This is a genomic window from Halomonas sp. HP20-15 (genome assembly GCF_033446685.1).
Classification (GTDB): Bacteria; Pseudomonadota; Gammaproteobacteria; order Pseudomonadales; family Halomonadaceae; genus Modicisalibacter.
Window position 1 is genome coordinate 19,491 of the sequence record NZ_JAWQLY010000012.1, and the last position, 16,232, is coordinate 35,722.

18 protein-coding genes are annotated in these 16,232 nt (G+C 65.4%); 3 read left to right on the forward strand and 15 right to left on the reverse strand.

Translation table 11 applies throughout. The features are described from left to right. Positions 1-116: 116 nt before the first annotated feature. On the forward strand, positions 117-1,499 hold the full coding sequence (locus R6258_RS15080) for a DUF2254 domain-containing protein (protein ID WP_318452316.1): 1,383 nt from the start codon (positions 117-119) through the stop codon (positions 1,497-1,499). Here R6258_RS15080 and R6258_RS15085 read toward each other — a convergent pair. The 14 genes from R6258_RS15085 to ftsB form a co-directional block, all read right to left on the reverse strand. Further along, positions 1,459-1,614, reverse strand: a complete 156-nt coding sequence (locus R6258_RS15085; protein ID WP_318452318.1) for a DUF1328 family protein — start codon at positions 1,612-1,614, stop codon at positions 1,459-1,461. The two genes, R6258_RS15080 and R6258_RS15085, sit on opposite strands and share 41 nt — an antisense overlap. A gap of 105 nt (positions 1,615-1,719) precedes the next feature. After that, positions 1,720-2,634 (reverse strand): LpxL/LpxP family Kdo(2)-lipid IV(A) lauroyl/palmitoleoyl acyltransferase, encoded by a 915-nt coding sequence (gene lpxL / locus R6258_RS15090; protein WP_318452321.1) that lies wholly within the window; start codon positions 2,632-2,634, stop codon positions 1,720-1,722. Between the two features lie 87 nt (positions 2,635-2,721). Further along, on the reverse strand, positions 2,722-3,999 hold the full coding sequence (locus R6258_RS15095; RefSeq protein ID WP_318452323.1) for a cation:proton antiporter: 1,278 nt from the start codon (positions 3,997-3,999) through the stop codon (positions 2,722-2,724). 82 nt (positions 4,000-4,081) lie between these two features. Next, a complete protein-coding gene (alr, locus tag R6258_RS15100) occupies positions 4,082-5,191 on the reverse strand; it encodes an alanine racemase (RefSeq protein WP_318452325.1) in 1,110 nt (369 codons plus the stop codon). Positions 5,192-5,353: 162 nt separating this feature from the next. After that, positions 5,354-6,820, reverse strand: coding sequence for a TolC family outer membrane protein (locus tag R6258_RS15105; protein WP_318452328.1), 1,467 nt, complete (start codon positions 6,818-6,820; stop codon positions 5,354-5,356). A gap of 179 nt (positions 6,821-6,999) precedes the next feature. Continuing rightward, complete coding sequence (gene rpoS / locus R6258_RS15110) at positions 7,000-7,971, reverse strand: RNA polymerase sigma factor RpoS (protein WP_318452330.1); 972 nt, start codon at positions 7,969-7,971, stop codon at positions 7,000-7,002. A 122-nt stretch (positions 7,972-8,093) separates the two neighbouring features. Beyond that, a complete protein-coding gene (locus R6258_RS15115; protein WP_318452334.1) occupies positions 8,094-9,314 on the reverse strand; it encodes a peptidoglycan DD-metalloendopeptidase family protein in 1,221 nt (406 codons plus the stop codon). Between the two features lie 4 nt (positions 9,315-9,318). Further along, positions 9,319-10,248, reverse strand: a complete 930-nt coding sequence (locus tag R6258_RS15120; protein ID WP_318452338.1) for a DUF368 domain-containing protein — start codon at positions 10,246-10,248, stop codon at positions 9,319-9,321. Between the two features lie 61 nt (positions 10,249-10,309). Beyond that, positions 10,310-10,945 (reverse strand): protein-L-isoaspartate(D-aspartate) O-methyltransferase, encoded by a 636-nt coding sequence (locus R6258_RS15125; protein ID WP_412176386.1) that lies wholly within the window; start codon positions 10,943-10,945, stop codon positions 10,310-10,312. Positions 10,946-10,961: 16 nt separating this feature from the next. Next, the gene (gene surE / locus R6258_RS15130) at positions 10,962-11,717 is read right to left on the reverse strand and encodes a 5'/3'-nucleotidase SurE (RefSeq protein ID WP_318452348.1); all 756 of its coding nucleotides are present in this window, start codon (positions 11,715-11,717) and stop codon (positions 10,962-10,964) included. Positions 11,718-11,740: 23 nt separating this feature from the next. Beyond that, the gene (gene truD, locus R6258_RS15135) at positions 11,741-12,844 is read right to left on the reverse strand and encodes a tRNA pseudouridine(13) synthase TruD (RefSeq protein ID WP_318452351.1); all 1,104 of its coding nucleotides are present in this window, start codon (positions 12,842-12,844) and stop codon (positions 11,741-11,743) included. Continuing rightward, the gene (gene ispF, locus R6258_RS15140; protein WP_318452630.1) at positions 12,837-13,346 is read right to left on the reverse strand and encodes a 2-C-methyl-D-erythritol 2,4-cyclodiphosphate synthase; all 510 of its coding nucleotides are present in this window, start codon (positions 13,344-13,346) and stop codon (positions 12,837-12,839) included. Before ispF ends, truD begins: the two co-directional genes overlap by 8 nt. Then, positions 13,346-14,146, reverse strand: a complete 801-nt coding sequence (ispD, locus tag R6258_RS15145) for a 2-C-methyl-D-erythritol 4-phosphate cytidylyltransferase (protein WP_318452356.1) — start codon at positions 14,144-14,146, stop codon at positions 13,346-13,348. The genes ispF and ispD overlap by 1 nt, the downstream gene beginning before the upstream one ends. Further along, positions 14,143-14,469, reverse strand: a complete 327-nt coding sequence (gene ftsB / locus R6258_RS15150) for a cell division protein FtsB (RefSeq protein ID WP_318452358.1) — start codon at positions 14,467-14,469, stop codon at positions 14,143-14,145. The genes ispD and ftsB overlap by 4 nt, the downstream gene beginning before the upstream one ends. Before the next feature lie 141 nt (positions 14,470-14,610). Here ftsB and R6258_RS15155 point away from each other — a divergent pair, with 141 nt between their 5' ends. Beyond that, positions 14,611-14,922: a YqfO family protein gene (locus R6258_RS15155; RefSeq protein WP_318452360.1), complete on the forward strand. Its 312-nt coding sequence runs from the start codon at positions 14,611-14,613 to the stop codon at positions 14,920-14,922. Between the two features lie 24 nt (positions 14,923-14,946). Here R6258_RS15155 and R6258_RS15160 read toward each other — a convergent pair whose 3' ends face one another. Further along, positions 14,947-15,504, reverse strand: a complete 558-nt coding sequence (locus R6258_RS15160; protein ID WP_318452361.1) for an NUDIX hydrolase — start codon at positions 15,502-15,504, stop codon at positions 14,947-14,949. A gap of 91 nt (positions 15,505-15,595) precedes the next feature. On the opposite strand from R6258_RS15160, the gene R6258_RS15165 reads away from it, so the two are divergent. After that, complete coding sequence (locus tag R6258_RS15165; protein ID WP_318452363.1) at positions 15,596-16,231, forward strand: CoA pyrophosphatase; 636 nt, start codon at positions 15,596-15,598, stop codon at positions 16,229-16,231. Position 16,232 lies beyond the last annotated feature (1 nt).

Below are 16,232 nucleotides of genomic sequence, written 5' to 3' on the forward strand. Positions count from 1 at the left end.
CCTGAGCGCCGACCCCAAAAGGCCCCGTTGCGCGACGCAGCGGGGCCTTTTTAGATGGCTCATGGAAAGCGACAGCGAACCCCGCCAGAATCAAGGCCATTGCAAAAGGATAGGCGATGCTTGCCATAGCCAACTTGCCATATAAGCTGTTCAGCCGTGTTCGACAGAGCATCGCTTATCTTCCCTGCCTGCTGGCGCTGATCTATCTTGCCCTGGGCCTGATTGCCGTAGCGCCACAGGTACCCGATTCCGCCCTGCCGGCGATACTGAACCATCTCGACTTCAAGGACCCGGACACGGCCCGCGCGCTGCTCTCGACGCTGATCGCCGGGATGATCTCGATGGTGGTGTTCAGCTTCTCGATGGTCATGACGGTGCTGTCCCAGGCAGGTGGCAACTTTTCGCACAAGCTGGTCTTCGGCCTGATCACCGAACGTCATCATCAACGGGTACTCGGTCACTATCTGGGTACTATCCTCTTCATCCTGATCCTGCTCATGGTGCCTTTCGAAGGTGATACGCCCAGCCTGTGGCGTTCGCTGGGCGGGTATCTAGGGGTGTTGATGGTGATTCATTGCCTGGCCCTGTTCGTCTACTTCATCCACAACGCCTCTCAATCGGTCCAGATCAATGCCGTCCTGCAGGGCTTGCACCAGTCGACTCTCGAGTCGATGCGACGCCTGGAGAGCCTGCAGAGCCGGCCCTGCTGGCAGCGTTATGCTGCTGTCCAGGAACCCACCGACAGTCATCTGATCCATGCCCGCCAAAGCGGCTACATCCAGAACGTCCAGCTCGAGACGCTTGTCCGGCTCGCCGAGAAGCACGGGACGGTCATTCATCTCAATTTCATGTTCGGCGACTATACCGTCGAGGGCTTCCCGCTGTTCAAGGTGGACAACGCCGCCATGCTCGATGAGGAGTTCGATAGCGCCGTATTGGCAGCGCTTATCCATGTGCAGGGTGAATCGGTCAAGGATTTGTATATCAACGGCCTGACCCAGTTGATGGAGATCGCTGTCAAGGCACTATCGCCAGGGGTCAATGACCCGGGCACCGCTCGGCTATGCCTGCATCAACTGACCGAGCTGCTGTGTCGGCGGCTTGCTATCACCCCCTGCAACGCCCTGGTCGACGAGCATGGCGCACTCAGGGTCAGTTGGAAGACCCTCGACTTCGACAGTCTGCTCTACCGGCTCTTGAATCCGATCCTGCATTACGGACGTGACGATGTAAGCATCGTCCTGGCCTTGCTCAAGGCTCTGAAAACACTGTCACTATTTGCCGACGAGAATACGCTGGAGATCATTCAGGCGCACGCCGACCGGGTGGTCGGCGCGCTGAGGGAAGCGGCCAAGGACAATCTCGACCGCCATTTCATAGGCATGCGCTTGCAAACCGGAGAGCATCGATTACGCCTGCCCGCCGAGTTCGCACCGGAAACTGCACAACCCACCGCAGTCAGCGACGACTGCGTATCAGCGACACGACGAACAGAATGAGGAATATGAAGAACAGGACCTTGGCGATCGTTGCCGCCGCGCCAGCTATGCCACCGAAGCCGAGCACCCCGGCGATGATGGCAATGATCAGAAAGATGATTGCGTAGTTGAGCATGACCGTCGTCCTTGTAGAAGTTTATTTTCCCTCTCCTCAATCATCCGACCGAGGCTATTAGAGAATCGTCATGTTTTGGCACAGCGTCAAGCGACGAAGCGAAGCTCAATAGAACTTGGGCTCGCCACGCGGGCGTGTCTTGAAACGCCGATGCAGCCACAGGTATTGCTCGGGATGACGGCGGATCGCCGCCTCGATCACCGCATTGATGCGCGTCGCATCGGCCACTTCATCCCCGCTGGGAAAGTCTTCCAACGCCGGCAGGTATTCCAGGGTGTAGCTGCGATCGTCTGGATTGCGATGGAAGATCAGCGGCATCACCGGCGCTCCGGTCATGCGGGCGATCTTGCCCGTGAGCTTGATGGTCGCCGCCTCGATGCCGAAGAATGGCGCGAACACGCTGGCATCGCGACCGAAGTCCTGGTCCGGCGAATACCACACCGCATGGCCGGCCTTGATACGCCGCACGACTGAACGCAGGTCGCGGCGATCGATCGCCTGGCCGAAGATGCGTGACCGCGCGCGGGTCATGAAGCGTTCGAACAGCGCGTTGTCATGCGGGCGATAGACCACGTCGGCGGGGAAATACAGCGAATGCAGCGCCCCGCCCAGGTCGAGCGTCGAGAAGTGAATGCCGATGATCAGCGCTCCCCTGCCCCGGGCGAGCGCCTGGTGCATGTGTTCCTCGCCGCGGAAGGTAACGCGGTGGCGCAGGTGTTCGGGGTCACGGCACCAGCCGGTCGCCGTCTCGAGAATGCCGATGCCATTGGACATGAAGGTCGACTTGACCAGCGCCGAGCGCTGGTGCTCGTCGAGCTCGGGAAAGCACAGCCGCAGATTGGTCTCGGTGACATGCCGGCGGTGCTTGCCGAAGCGCCAGGCCAACCAGCCGATGGCCCGGCCGACGGCCAGCTTGAGCGACCAGGGCAGCCAGGCGCCCAGGCGCATCAGGCCGATCGATAGCCAGGTCGGCCAGTAGCGCGGATGGGCCAAGGAGCGTGGCGAAGTCGTATCGGTCATGGAAAGCGCTTCCGTCATGCTGCGAAAAGTGCCTAGTTTACCCATCGGCGGGTGGGGCTGTCGCGAGGCGCGGCAGGACGTTTCGATTCACTCTTGCCGCGATGCACTGCCGCGCGCGGGCAGTGACAAGGGAAGCTCGGCGGTGTGCTGGTGTTCCGGCGCACTGGCGTGATGAGCCCGCCGGCTGTGGCTGCCGTACCAGCGACTCAGCGGCGCCGCCGAGAGGCCGTGGAGATAGATGCTGAGCAGAATGGTCCAGGCGGCCACGGCGAAGACCAACTCGGCGCCGGGCACGCCGGCGGTCTCGGCGATCAGCACCGCATAGACGATCGAGGCCAATCCGCGCGGTCCGGCCCAGCCGATGAAACCCACGCTGGCCGACGAAAGCCCGCTGCCGAGTAGCGCGATCGCCGTGGCAACAGGACGCACTACGAGCAGGCTGACCAGCGCATACGCCAGGACCCGCCAACTGGCCTCGGCGAACAGATCGACGATCATGATCGAGCCGAACAACAAAAAGGTGATCAGGGTCAGCAATTGGCCTTCAGTCTCGGCGAAGCCGGTGGTCCGCGGCAGCAGCGATCGCGCCGAGGTGCCGACCGCGAGTCCCGCGGTGAAGGCCGCTACGAAACCGTTGCCGCCCAGCAGCTCGGCGCCGGCAAAGGCGATGGCGGCCAGCGAGATGGCCGCCAGCCGCTGAGTCGTTTCCGTGGTCCACCTACGCGAGGCGCTCCATTCGAGCACACGCCCGCCCAGCCACCCGGTGACGACCCCCACGATAATGCCGATGCCGACCAGCGCCACGAACAGCTCGACATAGCTCAGCGGCGTGTCGGTCTCGTGGCGGGCAATATCGAGCAATACGGTGATGAACGGCACGGCCAGCCCGTCGTTGAGACCGCTTTCGACGTTCAGCGTCTGGCGAATACGCTTGGGGATGGTGGTGTCGCTGACGAAGGCCTGGCCGAGGGCGGCGTCGGTCGGCGCCAGGGTCGCCGCGAGTAGCGCAATGGCGCCGAGCGACAGTTCGGGCAGCAGCAACCAGCCCGCCCCGGTGCCTATCAGCAGCGCCAGCGGCAGCCCGGCCCCGAGCAGCCGCAGGGCCAGCGAATGCTCACGCCAGACCGTACGCAGGTCCATGCGTGAAGCATCGGTGAACAGCACTACCGTCAGCGCGGCCTCGGCGAGGACGCTAACCGTCTCGTTCGCCACGTCGAAGTGGATCACACCGAGCACCCCAGGCCCCAGCAACAGTCCGGCGGCGGTGAAGACCATCGGCATGGTGATCGGGGTACCCTGCAGGCGCCCGGCCAATAGGCCGAAGGCCAGCACGGCCAGGGCGACGACGAAAATGTTCGCTTCCATGCGCTCTCTTCCTTTTTCGCGGATCGGTCGACTGTCGCTCGCTAGACTCCGTCAAATTCAGTCCGGTTCTGGGGGAGCGTACTTATTCGCGATCGAGCTGGCGATAACGCCGCGGCACCCGTGGCAGCACGCCGGTCAACAGGGTGTAGCTGATGGTGTCGCAGTGCCGGGCGACCTCGTCGATCGACAGCCGCGTGCCGTCGGCATCCTCGCCCCAGAGCACGACCCGGCTACCGATATCGGCTTCGGGCAGGTCGGTGATATCCACCGTCAACATATCCATGGAGACCTTGCCGGCGAGCGAACAGCGCTGACCGTCGACCAGCACCGGCGTGCCGTCGGCGGCGTGGCGATCGTAACCGTCGCCATAGCCGGCGGCGACCACGCCGATCCGCGACGCTCGCGGCGCCCGCCAGCGTCCGCCGTAGCCCACCGTCTCGCCGGCGGCGATCTCGCGCACCGCGATCAATTCGGAGCGCAGCGTCATTACCGGCCTGAGTTCACGCGCGGCGTCGTTCTCGCCCTCGAGCGGGTTGCTGCCATAGAGCATCACCCCCGGGCGGTTCCAGGCGCCATGCGCCTGTGGCCAGGCCAACATCGCCGGCGAATTGGCCAGACAGGTCGGCGCGTCGAGCCGCTGCGCCAGCGCTTCGACGATCCCCAGTTGGTGCAGAAAACAGTCCGGAGCCAGGGCGTCGGCCGTGGCGAAGTGAGTCATCAGATGCAGCGCCGTGACCCGCAGGGGAGCGGCGCGAAGGCGTTGCCATATCGCCTCGGCCCGCACCGGATCGAAGCCCAGCCGGTGCATGCCGGAGTCGATCTTGAGCCAGGTCGGTATCGGCCGGCGCGGCCGGTAATCGAGTAGCGCCGCGACCTGCCACTCGCTGTGCACGACGAGCCACAACCCCAGCGCATCGACCCGCTCGAGCTCGTCACGGGCAAAGATTCCCTCAAGCAATACGATGGGCCCGGCGATTCCCGCCTCGCGCAGCACGCTGGCCTCGTCGATGCTGGCCACGGCGAAGGCCGGCGCCAGATCCTCGAGCGCCCGGGCGCAGGCCACCGCGCCGTGCCCATAGGCATCGGCCTTGATCACCGCCAACGCCTGGCTGGAAGGCGCCAGGTCGCGTGCTATGCGGTAATTGTGGCGAAGCGCATCGAGATCGATATCGGCATAGAGCGGCCGAGCCATGCAAGCCTCCTGAGCGGCGGGTTCGAGGTACGAAGGAGTGTATTATTTGATAAATGGACCGCGTTTTCACGCAACGAAACACTGAAAAAGCGCGACAGCCCAGCATTAACCGCTGAGGTATCGCGCTTTAAAAGGACGGTCTGCGTTGACAGCGATCGACCGTTATTTGCTGGGCGGCGTCGGTGGCTCGCCGATATCCATCATCGCCTCGTAGCGACCGCTCTCTTCGTTGGGCAGGTCGAGATGAACTTCCTCGCCGGTCTGCAACCATTCGCTGAGGGCGCGCAGGGTATCGGTTTCGAGAATTCCCGATTCGCGACGCAAGGCCAACAGGTCGGTGACGTAGCTGTAGCGGGCCTCGGCGTAGTTGGCCAGGGCGTTATACAGGTTCTGCTCGGCCTCGAGCACGTCGACGATGTTGCGCGTGCCGACCTCGTAACCGGAGCGCGTGGCCTCCAGGGCGCTGCGGTTGGAGACGATCGCCTGCTGCTGGGCCTCGACGGTCTCGACGTCGTTGACCACCTGGGTATACAGCGAGCGAACCTGCTGAATGGTCAAGCGACGCTGCGACTCGAAGTCGTATTGCGTGGCCTCGAGCTGATAGGTGTTGCTACTGACCTGAGCACTGGTACTGCCACCGTTGAAGATCGCCCATGAACCGCGCAGACCGATCTCGGCGCCCGAGTTCTCGCCCTCGAGGTAATCGTTGTCGCTGTCCGAGTATTCGTAGCTGGCGTAGGCATCGAGACTCGGCAGGTATCCCGCGCGCGCGATGTCGACGGTGCGGTTGGCGACATCGATGGCCTGGCTGGCGGCCAGCAGCGTCGGGTTGTTCTCCATCGCCAGAGCCACCCAGGCATCGCGGGAGCTGGGCTCGGGGACTTCGATGGGCAACTCCTCGGACAGCGTACTGATGGCGTCGTAACGCTTGCCGGTCAGCCGCTCGAGCGACTCGAAGCTGACCTGCAGATCACTCTCGGCGGCGATGCGCTGGGCGCGCGCCAGATCGTAGCTGGCCTGCGCCTCGTGAACGTCGGTGATCGCGATCAGGCCGACTTCGAACTGCTCGCGAGCCTGCTCGAGCTGACGACTGATCGCCTTTTCCTGGGCGATCCGCGCGGCGAGAATATCGCGCGCCTGGAGAATTTCGAAGTACGCCTCGGCAACGTCGTAGAGCGTCTGCTCGCGCGCGCTCTCCAGCACCAGCGCCTGCTGGTCGATCTGCTCCTCGGCGCGTTGCAGTTCGTACCAGTTGGTCGCATCGAACAACGCCTGGGTGGCCTCGACGCCGACACTCGCCGAATTGTAGTTATCATCGTTGGGCGTCGACCCGGCACTCACGGTACTGCTCTGACTCTCGAAGGAGCGGTTGTTGGCGGCATTGGCGGTGGCATTGACCTGCGGCAGCAGATCGCCGCGCTGGACGTCACGTGCTTCCTCCACGCTACGGAACGTGGAGCGCGAGGATGCCAGATCGGCATTGTTGGACATGGCGTCGCGGGCGATCGTCCAGAGATCGGCCGCCTGGGCCTGGGAGCAGAGCGCGGAGGCGATCAGCACGGGCAATAGACGCCGGGCGAAGCCCGACCGTGGCGACGGGCGCGAAGGTGAGACGAAACGGGACGGCATCGATGTTTCCTTTCGATAGCAAGCGATAACGACAGGTATTATACATACGATGCCGCATGTTAGCTTGCTTAGCAAATGACAATAAATAGTCAAGCTGGAAGAAGGGCCGGTCCCAACGGCAAACGCGAGCCAAGGGCCCGCGTTTGCTGATGCTCATCCTCCGTCTCGGCGACTCCGCCTCACTCGAAGATCGCGTCCAGCGAAAGGCCCTGCTTTTCCAGCACGCGGCGCAGTTTCTTCAACGCCTCGACCTGGATCTGGCGAACCCGCTCACGAGTCAGGCCGATCTCTTCGCCGACCTCCTCGAGCGTCGCCGCCTCGTGGCCGCGCAGGCCGAAGCGGCGAACGACCACTTCCATCTGCTTGTCGGTCAACTCGGCCAGCCAGTCGTCGACATGCTGCTTGACGTCACCATCGACGAGCGATGATTCCGGGCCGCTGTCATTCTCGTCGGCCAGAGTCTCGATCAGCGGCTTGTCGCTCTCCCCGCCGAGCGGATAATCCACCGACGAGACGCGCTCGTTGAGCCCCATCATCCGCTTGACCGTGCCCACCGGCTTGTCGAGGAATTCGGCGATCTCCTCGGCGGTCGCCTCGTGGTCGAGCTTTTGCGTCAGCTCGCGGGCGGCACGCAGATAGATGTTGAGTTCCTTGACGACGTGAATCGGCAGACGGATGGTGCGGGTCTGGTTCATCAGTGCCCGCTCGATGGTCTGACGAATCCACCAGGTAGCGTAGGTTGAAAAACGGAACCCGCGCTCGGGGTCGAACTTTTCTACTGCGCGAATCAGGCCCAGATTGCCCTCTTCGATCAGATCCAACAGCGACAGGCCGCGGTTGAGATAACGCCGCGCGATCTTAACCACCAGCCGCAGGTTGGACTCGATCATGCGTTGCCGGCCGGCAGGATCGCCCTTCTGGGCGAGGCGCCCGAAGTGCACTTCCTCCTCGGGAGTCAGCAGCGGGGAAAAACCGATTTCGTTGAGATAGATCTGAGTGGCGTCAAGGCTCTGATGATAGCTGTTCTCTTCGCGGCTAAGCGCCTTCTCGAAGGCTTCCTCCTGCTTGGCATCGCCGTCGTCGATGGCTTCGACGTCGACATTAACTTCGTTGAGATCGACTTCTTGAAGGTCCCGTTCAAGCATGCTCATGTCGCTACCCCGTTTGTCTGCTGCTTTCAATGCAGCCATCGGCCGGCTCGAATTATTGTTCTGGCCTGGCTGGGGCGACCGGCACTACCGGTCGTCCGTCCCTGTTTGCGATCGCAATCCCCTCAACGAGATGGCAGGTATTCGAGGGGATCTTGAGGCTGGCCTTCCTTGCGTACCTCAAAATGCAGCTTGACGCCATCGGCATCGGTGTTACCCATGGTGGCGATCACTTCTCCCGCCTTGACCACGTCGTTTTCCTTGACTCTCAGAGTGTCGTTGTGCGCGTAGGCGCTCAGGAAACGATCGTTGTGCTTGAGAAGAATGAGATTGCCATAGCCGCGTACGCCATCTCCTGCGTAGACCACGATACCCGGCCCTGCCGCTCTGATAGGTTGCCCCTTTTGCCCGGCTATATCAATGCCGGCGGTGATGTTAGATCCATCACCAAAACGTCCAACGACCTCGCCCTCGGCAGGCCACTGCCAGGGGATGTTCTCGACCGGCGAGTAGCTGCGCTGCTGCGTGTTCGGCTCGTTCGCTTCCCCCGCAACTGCCGTGCCGGCGTCGGTCGCGTTCGGCGCCGCCGAACCGGTCTGCGGCGCATCGGATGCGGTCTGGCCCGAAGTCGTAGAACGCTGCTGGCTATCCGTTGTAGCCGAGGAAGATGACGCCTGTGTGTCGGTCGCTGCCACCTGGCCTGCGCTCGCGGCACGGTTGGTCGCATTGGCGGCCTCGGCTTCGGCCCGCTGGGCCCGTTCACGGGCGATAGCAGCCTGCTCCTGGCGTTCGCGCTCGCTGAGCTGGCCGTCGGCACCCGGGCTCTCGAAGTTGTAGATGGGGCCAGGGCCGGAAGCGCCGCCGGCCCCCGCCGCGGCGGCCAGCGCCTGGCTGCTGGGTACCTGTGACGTCGCGCCGCCAGTCAACGGTTCGCTGGACAGCTGCCGGTTGCGCTCGATCGTCTGGGTATCCGGGGCCAACCAGTCGGGATTCTGTTCAGCCGCCTGGGGAGAGGACGCATTGCCCATCGCGCTCGCTTGCGTACCCGACGCCCCCGCGGACGCCAGCGCCTGGCCCTGAGAGCCGGCCCCGGCATCTAGACGCAGGGTCTGGCCGGGCTCGATGCGATAGGGCGGCGAGATGCCGTTGATCCGCGCCAGCTCACGAAAGTCCATGTTGTTGCGCCAGGCGATGCCGTAGAGGGTATCGCCGGACTGCACGGTGACCGATTCCTGGGGTTGCTGGTTGCGGCTGACGGACAGGTCACTGACCTGCGGGGCACTGCCGGACGAGGCGCAGCCCGCCACAGCCAGTGTCAGCACCGAAACCAGAAAGGCCTTGCGCATGAATTCAATGCTCCTTGAAGGATGACGTGGAACGTTCGCCCACCACCAGTACCAGCACCAGGCCAAAGGCCATGAGCGCCAGCGCCGACCACAACTGGGCCGGCTCACCGGTCAGCGATGCATAATCGTGGGGCCACAGAAAGCGATAGTCGAGCGGTATGACCTGCTGCTCGGGGCCCAGTTGGTAACGCGTCATCTCCCGCCATGGCCAGAGCAACGGCAGCGAGCCGACGATGAACCCGGCCAACAGCTGCAGCGTGGCGGCATGATAATGGCGAAACAGCCACGCCAGCAGCCGCGAGAACGTCACCAGTCCGATCAGGCAGCCGATACCGAACTGCAGGATCAGACTTATATCAAGACTCTTTATGCCCGTCATTACCGTGCCGTAAAGGCCCATGCTCAGCAACAGGAAACTGCCCGATACGCCGGGCAGCAACATGGCGCTGATGGCAATCGCCCCGGCGATTACCAGCTTGAGGGCGCCGAGCCCACCCAGCGCCGGCATCAGCCCCGGCAACAGCTGCGCCAGCAGCATGCCCAGTATCAGCAACAGCACATGCCACAGCCGCCAGCCATCGATATGACGGGTGACCACTGCCGCCGAAGCCAGCACCAGGCCGAAGAAGAAGGCGTTGAGCAACAACGGCTGGTTGTCCATCAGGTAGGTGACCAGATGGGCGACGCTGACCAGGCTTATCGCAATGCCCAGCAATAGCGGGATCAAAAACGCCAGATTGAGATGACGCGCCAGGCCGCGCACGCCATCGCGACGCCAGGCGCCGACGGCTTCCGGTCCGAAGCGCCTGATCGTGTCGATGAGTTCTTCGTAGATTCCGGTGACGAAGGCGATGGTACCGCCCGAAACGCCCGGCACCGCATCGGCGGCGCCCATCCCGGCGCCCTTGAAGAACAGCGAGAATGCTCGCTTCAATGGTGGACTCCTTTCAAGCTGCACTCCTTTCACACGGTACCGGGCCAGCGTACGGCGGGCCTTAATGAATCACGCCTTCCAGAAGCGGCACGAAGCGTACCCGTTCGAGCCGCTGATAATCGTAGCGTTCGCCATGCCGCTCGACACGGGTCAGCCACTGTTCGCCGGCATCGTCCTCGATCGGCGCGATCAAGGTGCCGCCATCGCCGAGCTGCGACAACAGCGCCTCGGGCAGCTCGCTGGCGCAGGCGGTGAGCAGGATGGTGTCGAACGGCGCCGCTTCCGGCCAGCCGTGACCGCCGTCGGTCAAGCGTAGCCGCACGTTGTGTACCCTCAGCCGCGCCAGTCGCATGCGCGCACGCTCCTGCAGCACCCGAATGCGCTCCAGCGACCATACCGCCGGCACCAGCCGCGACAGGATCAGCGTCTGATAGCCGGAACCGGTGCCGATCTCGAGCACACGCTCGGGCTCGGCGGTCAGCACCATCTCGCTCATTCGCGCCACCATCCATGGCTGCGACAGCGTCTGGCCATGGCCGATGGGCAGCGAGGTGTCTTCATAGGCGCGGTGCGCCAGCGCCTCGTCGAGAAACAGATGGCGCGGCTCGCGGGCCATCACCTCGAGCACCCGAGGGTCGCCGATGCCGGTCTCGGCGAGCCGCGCGACCATGCGATCGCGGGTGCGCTGCGAGGTCATGCCGATCCCGCTGAGTTCACGCCTGTCCAGACAACGCATCCAGCCAGCCCCGTACATCGTTGATCGCCGCATGCCGCGTCAGGTCGGTGTGCAGCGGGGTGATCGACACATAGCCGGCCTCGACGGCGGCAAAGTCGGTATCCGAACCGTCGTCGGCGTTCTCGCCGACGGGGGCGATCCAGTAACGCGTACGCCCGCGCGGGTCCTTGACCTCGAGCGGACGCTGCGCCGGGCCGCGATAGCCCATGCGGGTGACGCGAAAGCCGCGGATCTCTTCCCACGGTAGGTCGGGGACGTTGACGTTGAGCAGGCTGCGCGGCGGCAACGACAATGTGTCCGCCGCGCCCACCAGGCTCGCCGCGACCCGCCCGGCGGTCTCGAAATGCTGCGAGCCGACCAGCGACACGGCGATCGCCGCCATGCCCAGGTTGCGGCCTTCCATCGCCGCCGCCACGGTCCCCGAATAGAGCACGTCGTCGCCCAGGTTGCCGCCGTGGTTGATGCCCGAGATCACCAGGTCGGGCTTCTCGTCCCATACGCCGTTGACGCCCAGATACACGCAGTCGGCCGGCGTGCCGTCGACGCTGTAGAAGCCGTTGTCCAGCGCCGAAAGCGCTAGCGGGCGCGACAGCGTCAGTGAATTGCTCGCCCCGCTCTTGTCGCGATCCGGCGCCACCACGCGCAGCCGTGCATGTACGCTGAGCGCCTCGTAGAGCGCCTTGAGACCCGGCGCATGGACGCCGTCGTCGTTGGAAAGCAGCAGTTTACGCATCGTGTCTCCTCAGCATCCGCACGCTACAGCGTGGGATGCGCGATCAGTTCACGCAGCACCGCCGTGGCGAAGGCACCGCGCGGCAATTCGAAGTGCAGCTCCAGCGTCTCGCCGATTCGCTCGAGGCGCGGCTCGACGAGCCGGGTGCGCAGGGCACGCCGGGCCAGGCGCACGCCACTACGCTCCAGAGCGCTGCAGAGCATGGCATTGTCGTTCGCCAGGCGGCGCTCGTAGTCCGCCGGCTCGGCGTTCGCCTCGCGCTGCCCCACGCCCCACAGCGGCCCGGCGGGATGCAGGTCGAGCCGCGCGGCGCGCGCGATCGGCGAGCTGTCGTCCGACGAGGCGTCGCCCGGCGAAGCGTCGCCCGGCAACCCGGCGTCCGAATCGACGACGAAATGACTTTGAGTGCCGTCGAGCATCACCACGTCGCCGGCCAGCGGCGTCGACCAGTCGCCGGCGCGGATGCGCGACGCCAGCAGCTCGTTGAACAGGTAACTGCGCGCGGTCGACAGCATCAGGCCCTGGCGATCGTCGCGCTTGCGCCAGCCCCTGGCGAGTATGCCACAGGCGCGCGTCAGGTTATGGCCGTCGACGCCGAAACGCTGGGGGCCGAAATAGTTGGGCACGCCGGCCTCGACGAGACGCTGCCAGCGCGCCTCGAGCTCGGGATGCGTGACGATCGGGCCGCTCAGCCGCAGTTGGAAGCGATTGCGGCGATGCACGCCGCGCTTGAGCTTGCGCGGATGGCGCGCGTGGGCCAGCACGCAGACCGGCGTGTCGCCGAGCCGCACGTCGAGATCATCCGGCGCCTCGCGCCCCGGCAGGTGCACCGACAGCCATTGGCGGGTCACCGCGATACGATCCTTCATCCCCGAATAGCCGATGTCGCGGGGCGTGACCTCGCAGGCCCGGGCCAGCCGCCGCGCCAGCTCGACGGTGCTCAGGTCGCGTTTCTCGAGCCACAGCCAGAGGTGCTCGCCATGGCCCTCGGGGGCGAAGTCCAGGCACTCCTCGACGATGAAGTCCTCGGGGCTGGCGCGATAGTCGCCCGCCACCAGCGGGCCGCCGTGGGCGCAGGGCCAGTCGGGCGGCCAGGCCGGCCGCGGGGTCTCGACCGCTTCAGGCATGCGCCGTCTCGCCGTTTTGCCGTTCGGCCTGGCTGCTCTCGAGCAGCGCCACCGCCTCGGCGGCGATCCCCTCGCCGCGCCCGGTGAAGCCCAACCGCTCGGTGGTGGTGGCCTTGACGTTGACCGCGCCGATCGCCACGCCCAGATCCTCGGCGATGACCGCGCGCATGGCGGCGATATGTGGGGCCAGCTTGGGCGCCTGGGCGATCACGGTGGCATCGACGTTGGCGATCCGCCAGCCGGCCTCGCCGAGGCGCGCGACGACGTCGCGCAACAGACCGCGACTGTCGGCGCCGGCCCAGCGCTCGTCGTCGTCGGGGAAGAGGTGGCCGATATCGCCCAGCGCGCAGGCGCCGAGCAGCGCATCGCAGAGCGCATGGAGCAGCACGTCGCCGTCGGAGTGGGCGATGAAGCCGTGATCGTGGGCGATGCGTACGCCGCCGATCATCAGATGGTCGCCATCGCCGAAGCGATGGACGTCGAAGCCGTGGCCGATTCGCATCATGCGCGGGTCTCTCGTGGGTTGCGAGGGTTGCCTTGACTGGGCGCTGGATCGGGGCGCGGGCCGCCCTCCTCCCCGGCCGACGACGCTACGCGCTGGGTCGCGAGGGCCTGCGCGGCGTGAATCTGCTCAGCCAGCTCCAGGTCTTCGGGATGGGTGATCTTGAGGTTGTCGCGACGCCCGGCCACCAGCCGCGGCGACAGGCCCAGCGCCTCGATGGCCGAGGCCTCGTCGGTAATCGCCACGCCGCCCCGTCCGGCCTCGTCGAGCGCGCGGCGCAGCAGCGCATAGCGAAAGCCCTGCGGCGTCAGCGCGTGCCACAGCCCGTCGCGCGGCTCGGTGGTCGCGACCCGGCCGGCGGCATCGGCACGCTTCATGGTATCGGCCACCGGCGCGGCCAGCAGCGCCCCGACCGGTTCGTCGATCAGTGCGGCCCGCAACCGGGCCAGGTCGTCGCCATGCACGCAGGGCCGGGCGACGTCGTGGACCAGCACCAGATCCTCGTCGCCGGCCTCGGCGGCGATCGCCGCCAGCGCCAGGCTCACGGTCTCGGCGCGCTCGGCGCCTCCGGCGACACGGCGCCAGTCGGCGAACGGCACCCAGGCCGGGTCGAACCAGGCGTCCTCGGCATCCAGGCAGAGCAGCAAGCGTGCCGTGGGGAAGGTCTCATGGAGCCGCGCCAGGGTCTGCGCGAGCACCGGTCGCCCGGCCAGCTCCAGGTACTGCTTGGGTCGATCCGCGGCCATGCGCCGGCCCTGGCCGGCGGCCGGCACGATCAGCCACAGCGGCGTCTCGTTCATGAGCCGCCCCCCGCACCCGGGGCCCGGCCCGACTCGCCACCGGTGTCCTCGACGCCCGGCACCCAGAAGAACTGCTCGTCCTGGCGCACCATGCCGATGTCGGTGCGCGCGCGCTCCTCGATGGCATCGAGACCGTTCTTGAGATCGACGACCTCGGCCGCCAGGCGCTCGTTGCGCGCCCGCAGGGTGTCGTTCTCCGAGGCCAGCGTATCGGCCCGGGCGCGGATATGGGTCAGTTCGCGCAGCCCGCCCTCACCGAACCACAGGCTGTACTGCAGCAGGCCGAGCAGCGTGATCAACAGTACGCCAAGCCACTTGAGCATGCGGATATCCGTTTCGTTTCGGTTTAGGGTCTGGGCAACGCCGGGCATTATGCCATCATGAAGCGGTGATTGCCGATGCCCTACCGTTGCGCCCGGCTTTCATCGAAGTCATCACCGTCTTGAATCCGACCAGGAGGCGCCATGTACAAGCTCGCGTTCTTCATCCCCGTCGAGGCCGCCGAGGAGGTCAAGGAAGCCATCTTCGAGAGCGGCGCCGGGCGCATCGGCGACTACGAGGCCTGCTGCTTCCAGACCCCCGGCACCGGCCAGTTCCGCCCCCTGAGCGGCGCCAACCCGCATATCGGCCGGGTAGGCGAACTCGAGCGCGTCGATGAGCTCAAGGTCGAACTTGTCTGTCGCGACGACCGCATCCACGCCGCGATCGCCGCGCTCAAGCTGGCCCATCCCTACGAAGAGCCGGCCTACGAAGTGTGGAGGCTGGAGGACCTGTAGCGCGGGGGAACTCATTCCCGACGATCAGGCACTGCCGAAATAGCGCTCGCGGTCTTCCTCGCCGATATCGCTGATGTGCAGCGGAAAGTCGCCCTGGCGTCGATCGCTGAAATAGTGACGCAGGGTGCGCTCGATGGTGGGGAAGGCCAGCGCGTCCCAGGGGATCTCGTGCTCGGCGAACATCGCCACCTCCAGGCTCTCCGGACCGGCGGCGAAGTCGCCCGTCAGATCGGCACGAAAGATCATGTAGACCTGGTTGATGTGCGGTAGGTTGATCAGGGTGTACAGACCCTGCAGCTCGACCTCGGCGCATGCCTCTTCGCGAGTCTCGCGGGTTGCCGCCTCGAGGGTCGTCTCGGCGTTTTCCATGAACCCGGCGGGCAGCGTCCAGTAGCCGTGGCGCGGGGCGATGGCACGCCGACACAGCAGTACGCGCTCGTCGCGCACCGGCAGCGTGCCGGCGACGATGCGCGGATTCTGGTAATGGATGGTGCCGCAGGCATCGCACAGATAGCGCGGACGGTCGTCGCCCTCGGGGATCGCAAAACGCACGGACTGGCCGCAGTGACTGCAGAAATTCATGAGCTCCTCGGGCGGCACGACGTCGCTTGACGCCCCCTTTTTTTCCGGCTGGCCGGCTGGGTAATAAGGACATTAAACTCTCGGAATGCCCATGTTAGAGACACTTCACGAGCGCCTGCAAGCGCACACGCCGCGCAAGGTCGGCCTCGCCCTGCCACAGGCGGCGGTGTTGCTGCCGATCGTCGAGCGCGACGAGCCGACGCTGCTGTTCACCCGACGCGCCGGGCACCTCAAGCAGCACGCCGGTCAGGTCGCCTTTCCCGGCGGCAAGCGCGAGCCACAGGACCCCGACCTGCTGACCACCGCGCTGCGCGAAGCCGAGGAGGAGATCGCCCTGGCGCCCGCGCGGGTGCGTCTGCTCGGCCGGTTGAGCGACGTGATCTCGCTGCATGGCATTCGCGTCACCCCGTTCGTCGGGGTGATTCCCGCCGACCTGCCGCTGCGCCCGCAACTCGACGAACTCGATACCATCTTCGAGGTTCCGCTACGCTTCTTCCTGGACGATCGGCGCAGCCATACCGACGTCATCGACGTCGACGGCGTGCTGCGCTACGTGCCCAGCTATGCCGCCGAGGGCCATATCATCTGGGGACTGTCGGCGATGATGCTGGTCGAGCTGCTCGCCGAGGGCTTCGGCTGTTCGGTGAGCCTGGATCACGCGCCGCCCGGCAGCCGGCTGCATTATCGGCCGGAACGCCGCCGGACGGTTCCCGACATCGACGCTTAGG

Coding starts and splice junctions, on each gene's coding strand:
- R6258_RS15080 (WP_318452316.1), top strand. CDS start 117: ATGCTTGCCATAGCCAACTTGCCATATAAGCTGTTCAGCCGTGTTCGA.
- alr (WP_318452325.1), bottom strand. CDS start 5,191: ATGGCTCGGCCGCTCTATGCCGATATCGATCTCGATGCGCTTCGCCAC.
- lpxL (WP_318452321.1), bottom strand. CDS start 2,634: ATGACCGATACGACTTCGCCACGCTCCTTGGCCCATCCGCGCTACTGG.
- R6258_RS15160 (WP_318452361.1), bottom strand. CDS start 15,504: ATGAATTTCTGCAGTCACTGCGGCCAGTCCGTGCGTTTTGCGATCCCC.
- R6258_RS15165 (WP_318452363.1), top strand. CDS start 15,596: ATGTTAGAGACACTTCACGAGCGCCTGCAAGCGCACACGCCGCGCAAG.
- ftsB (WP_318452358.1), bottom strand. CDS start 14,469: ATGCTCAAGTGGCTTGGCGTACTGTTGATCACGCTGCTCGGCCTGCTG.
- R6258_RS15105 (WP_318452328.1), bottom strand. CDS start 6,820: ATGCCGTCCCGTTTCGTCTCACCTTCGCGCCCGTCGCCACGGTCGGGC.
- R6258_RS15125 (WP_412176386.1), bottom strand. CDS start 10,945: ATGACCTCGCAGCGCACCCGCGATCGCATGGTCGCGCGGCTCGCCGAG.
- R6258_RS15085 (WP_318452318.1), bottom strand. CDS start 1,614: ATGCTCAACTACGCAATCATCTTTCTGATCATTGCCATCATCGCCGGG.
- surE (WP_318452348.1), bottom strand. CDS start 11,717: ATGCGTAAACTGCTGCTTTCCAACGACGACGGCGTCCATGCGCCGGGT.
- R6258_RS15115 (WP_318452334.1), bottom strand. CDS start 9,314: ATGCGCAAGGCCTTTCTGGTTTCGGTGCTGACACTGGCTGTGGCGGGC.
- rpoS (WP_318452330.1), bottom strand. CDS start 7,971: ATGAGCATGCTTGAACGGGACCTTCAAGAAGTCGATCTCAACGAAGTT.
- R6258_RS15095 (WP_318452323.1), bottom strand. CDS start 3,999: ATGGAAGCGAACATTTTCGTCGTCGCCCTGGCCGTGCTGGCCTTCGGC.
- R6258_RS15155 (WP_318452360.1), top strand. CDS start 14,611: ATGTACAAGCTCGCGTTCTTCATCCCCGTCGAGGCCGCCGAGGAGGTC.
- truD (WP_318452351.1), bottom strand. CDS start 12,844: ATGCCTGAAGCGGTCGAGACCCCGCGGCCGGCCTGGCCGCCCGACTGG.
- ispF (WP_318452630.1), bottom strand. CDS start 13,346: ATGCGAATCGGCCACGGCTTCGACGTCCATCGCTTCGGCGATGGCGAC.
- ispD (WP_318452356.1), bottom strand. CDS start 14,146: ATGAACGAGACGCCGCTGTGGCTGATCGTGCCGGCCGCCGGCCAGGGC.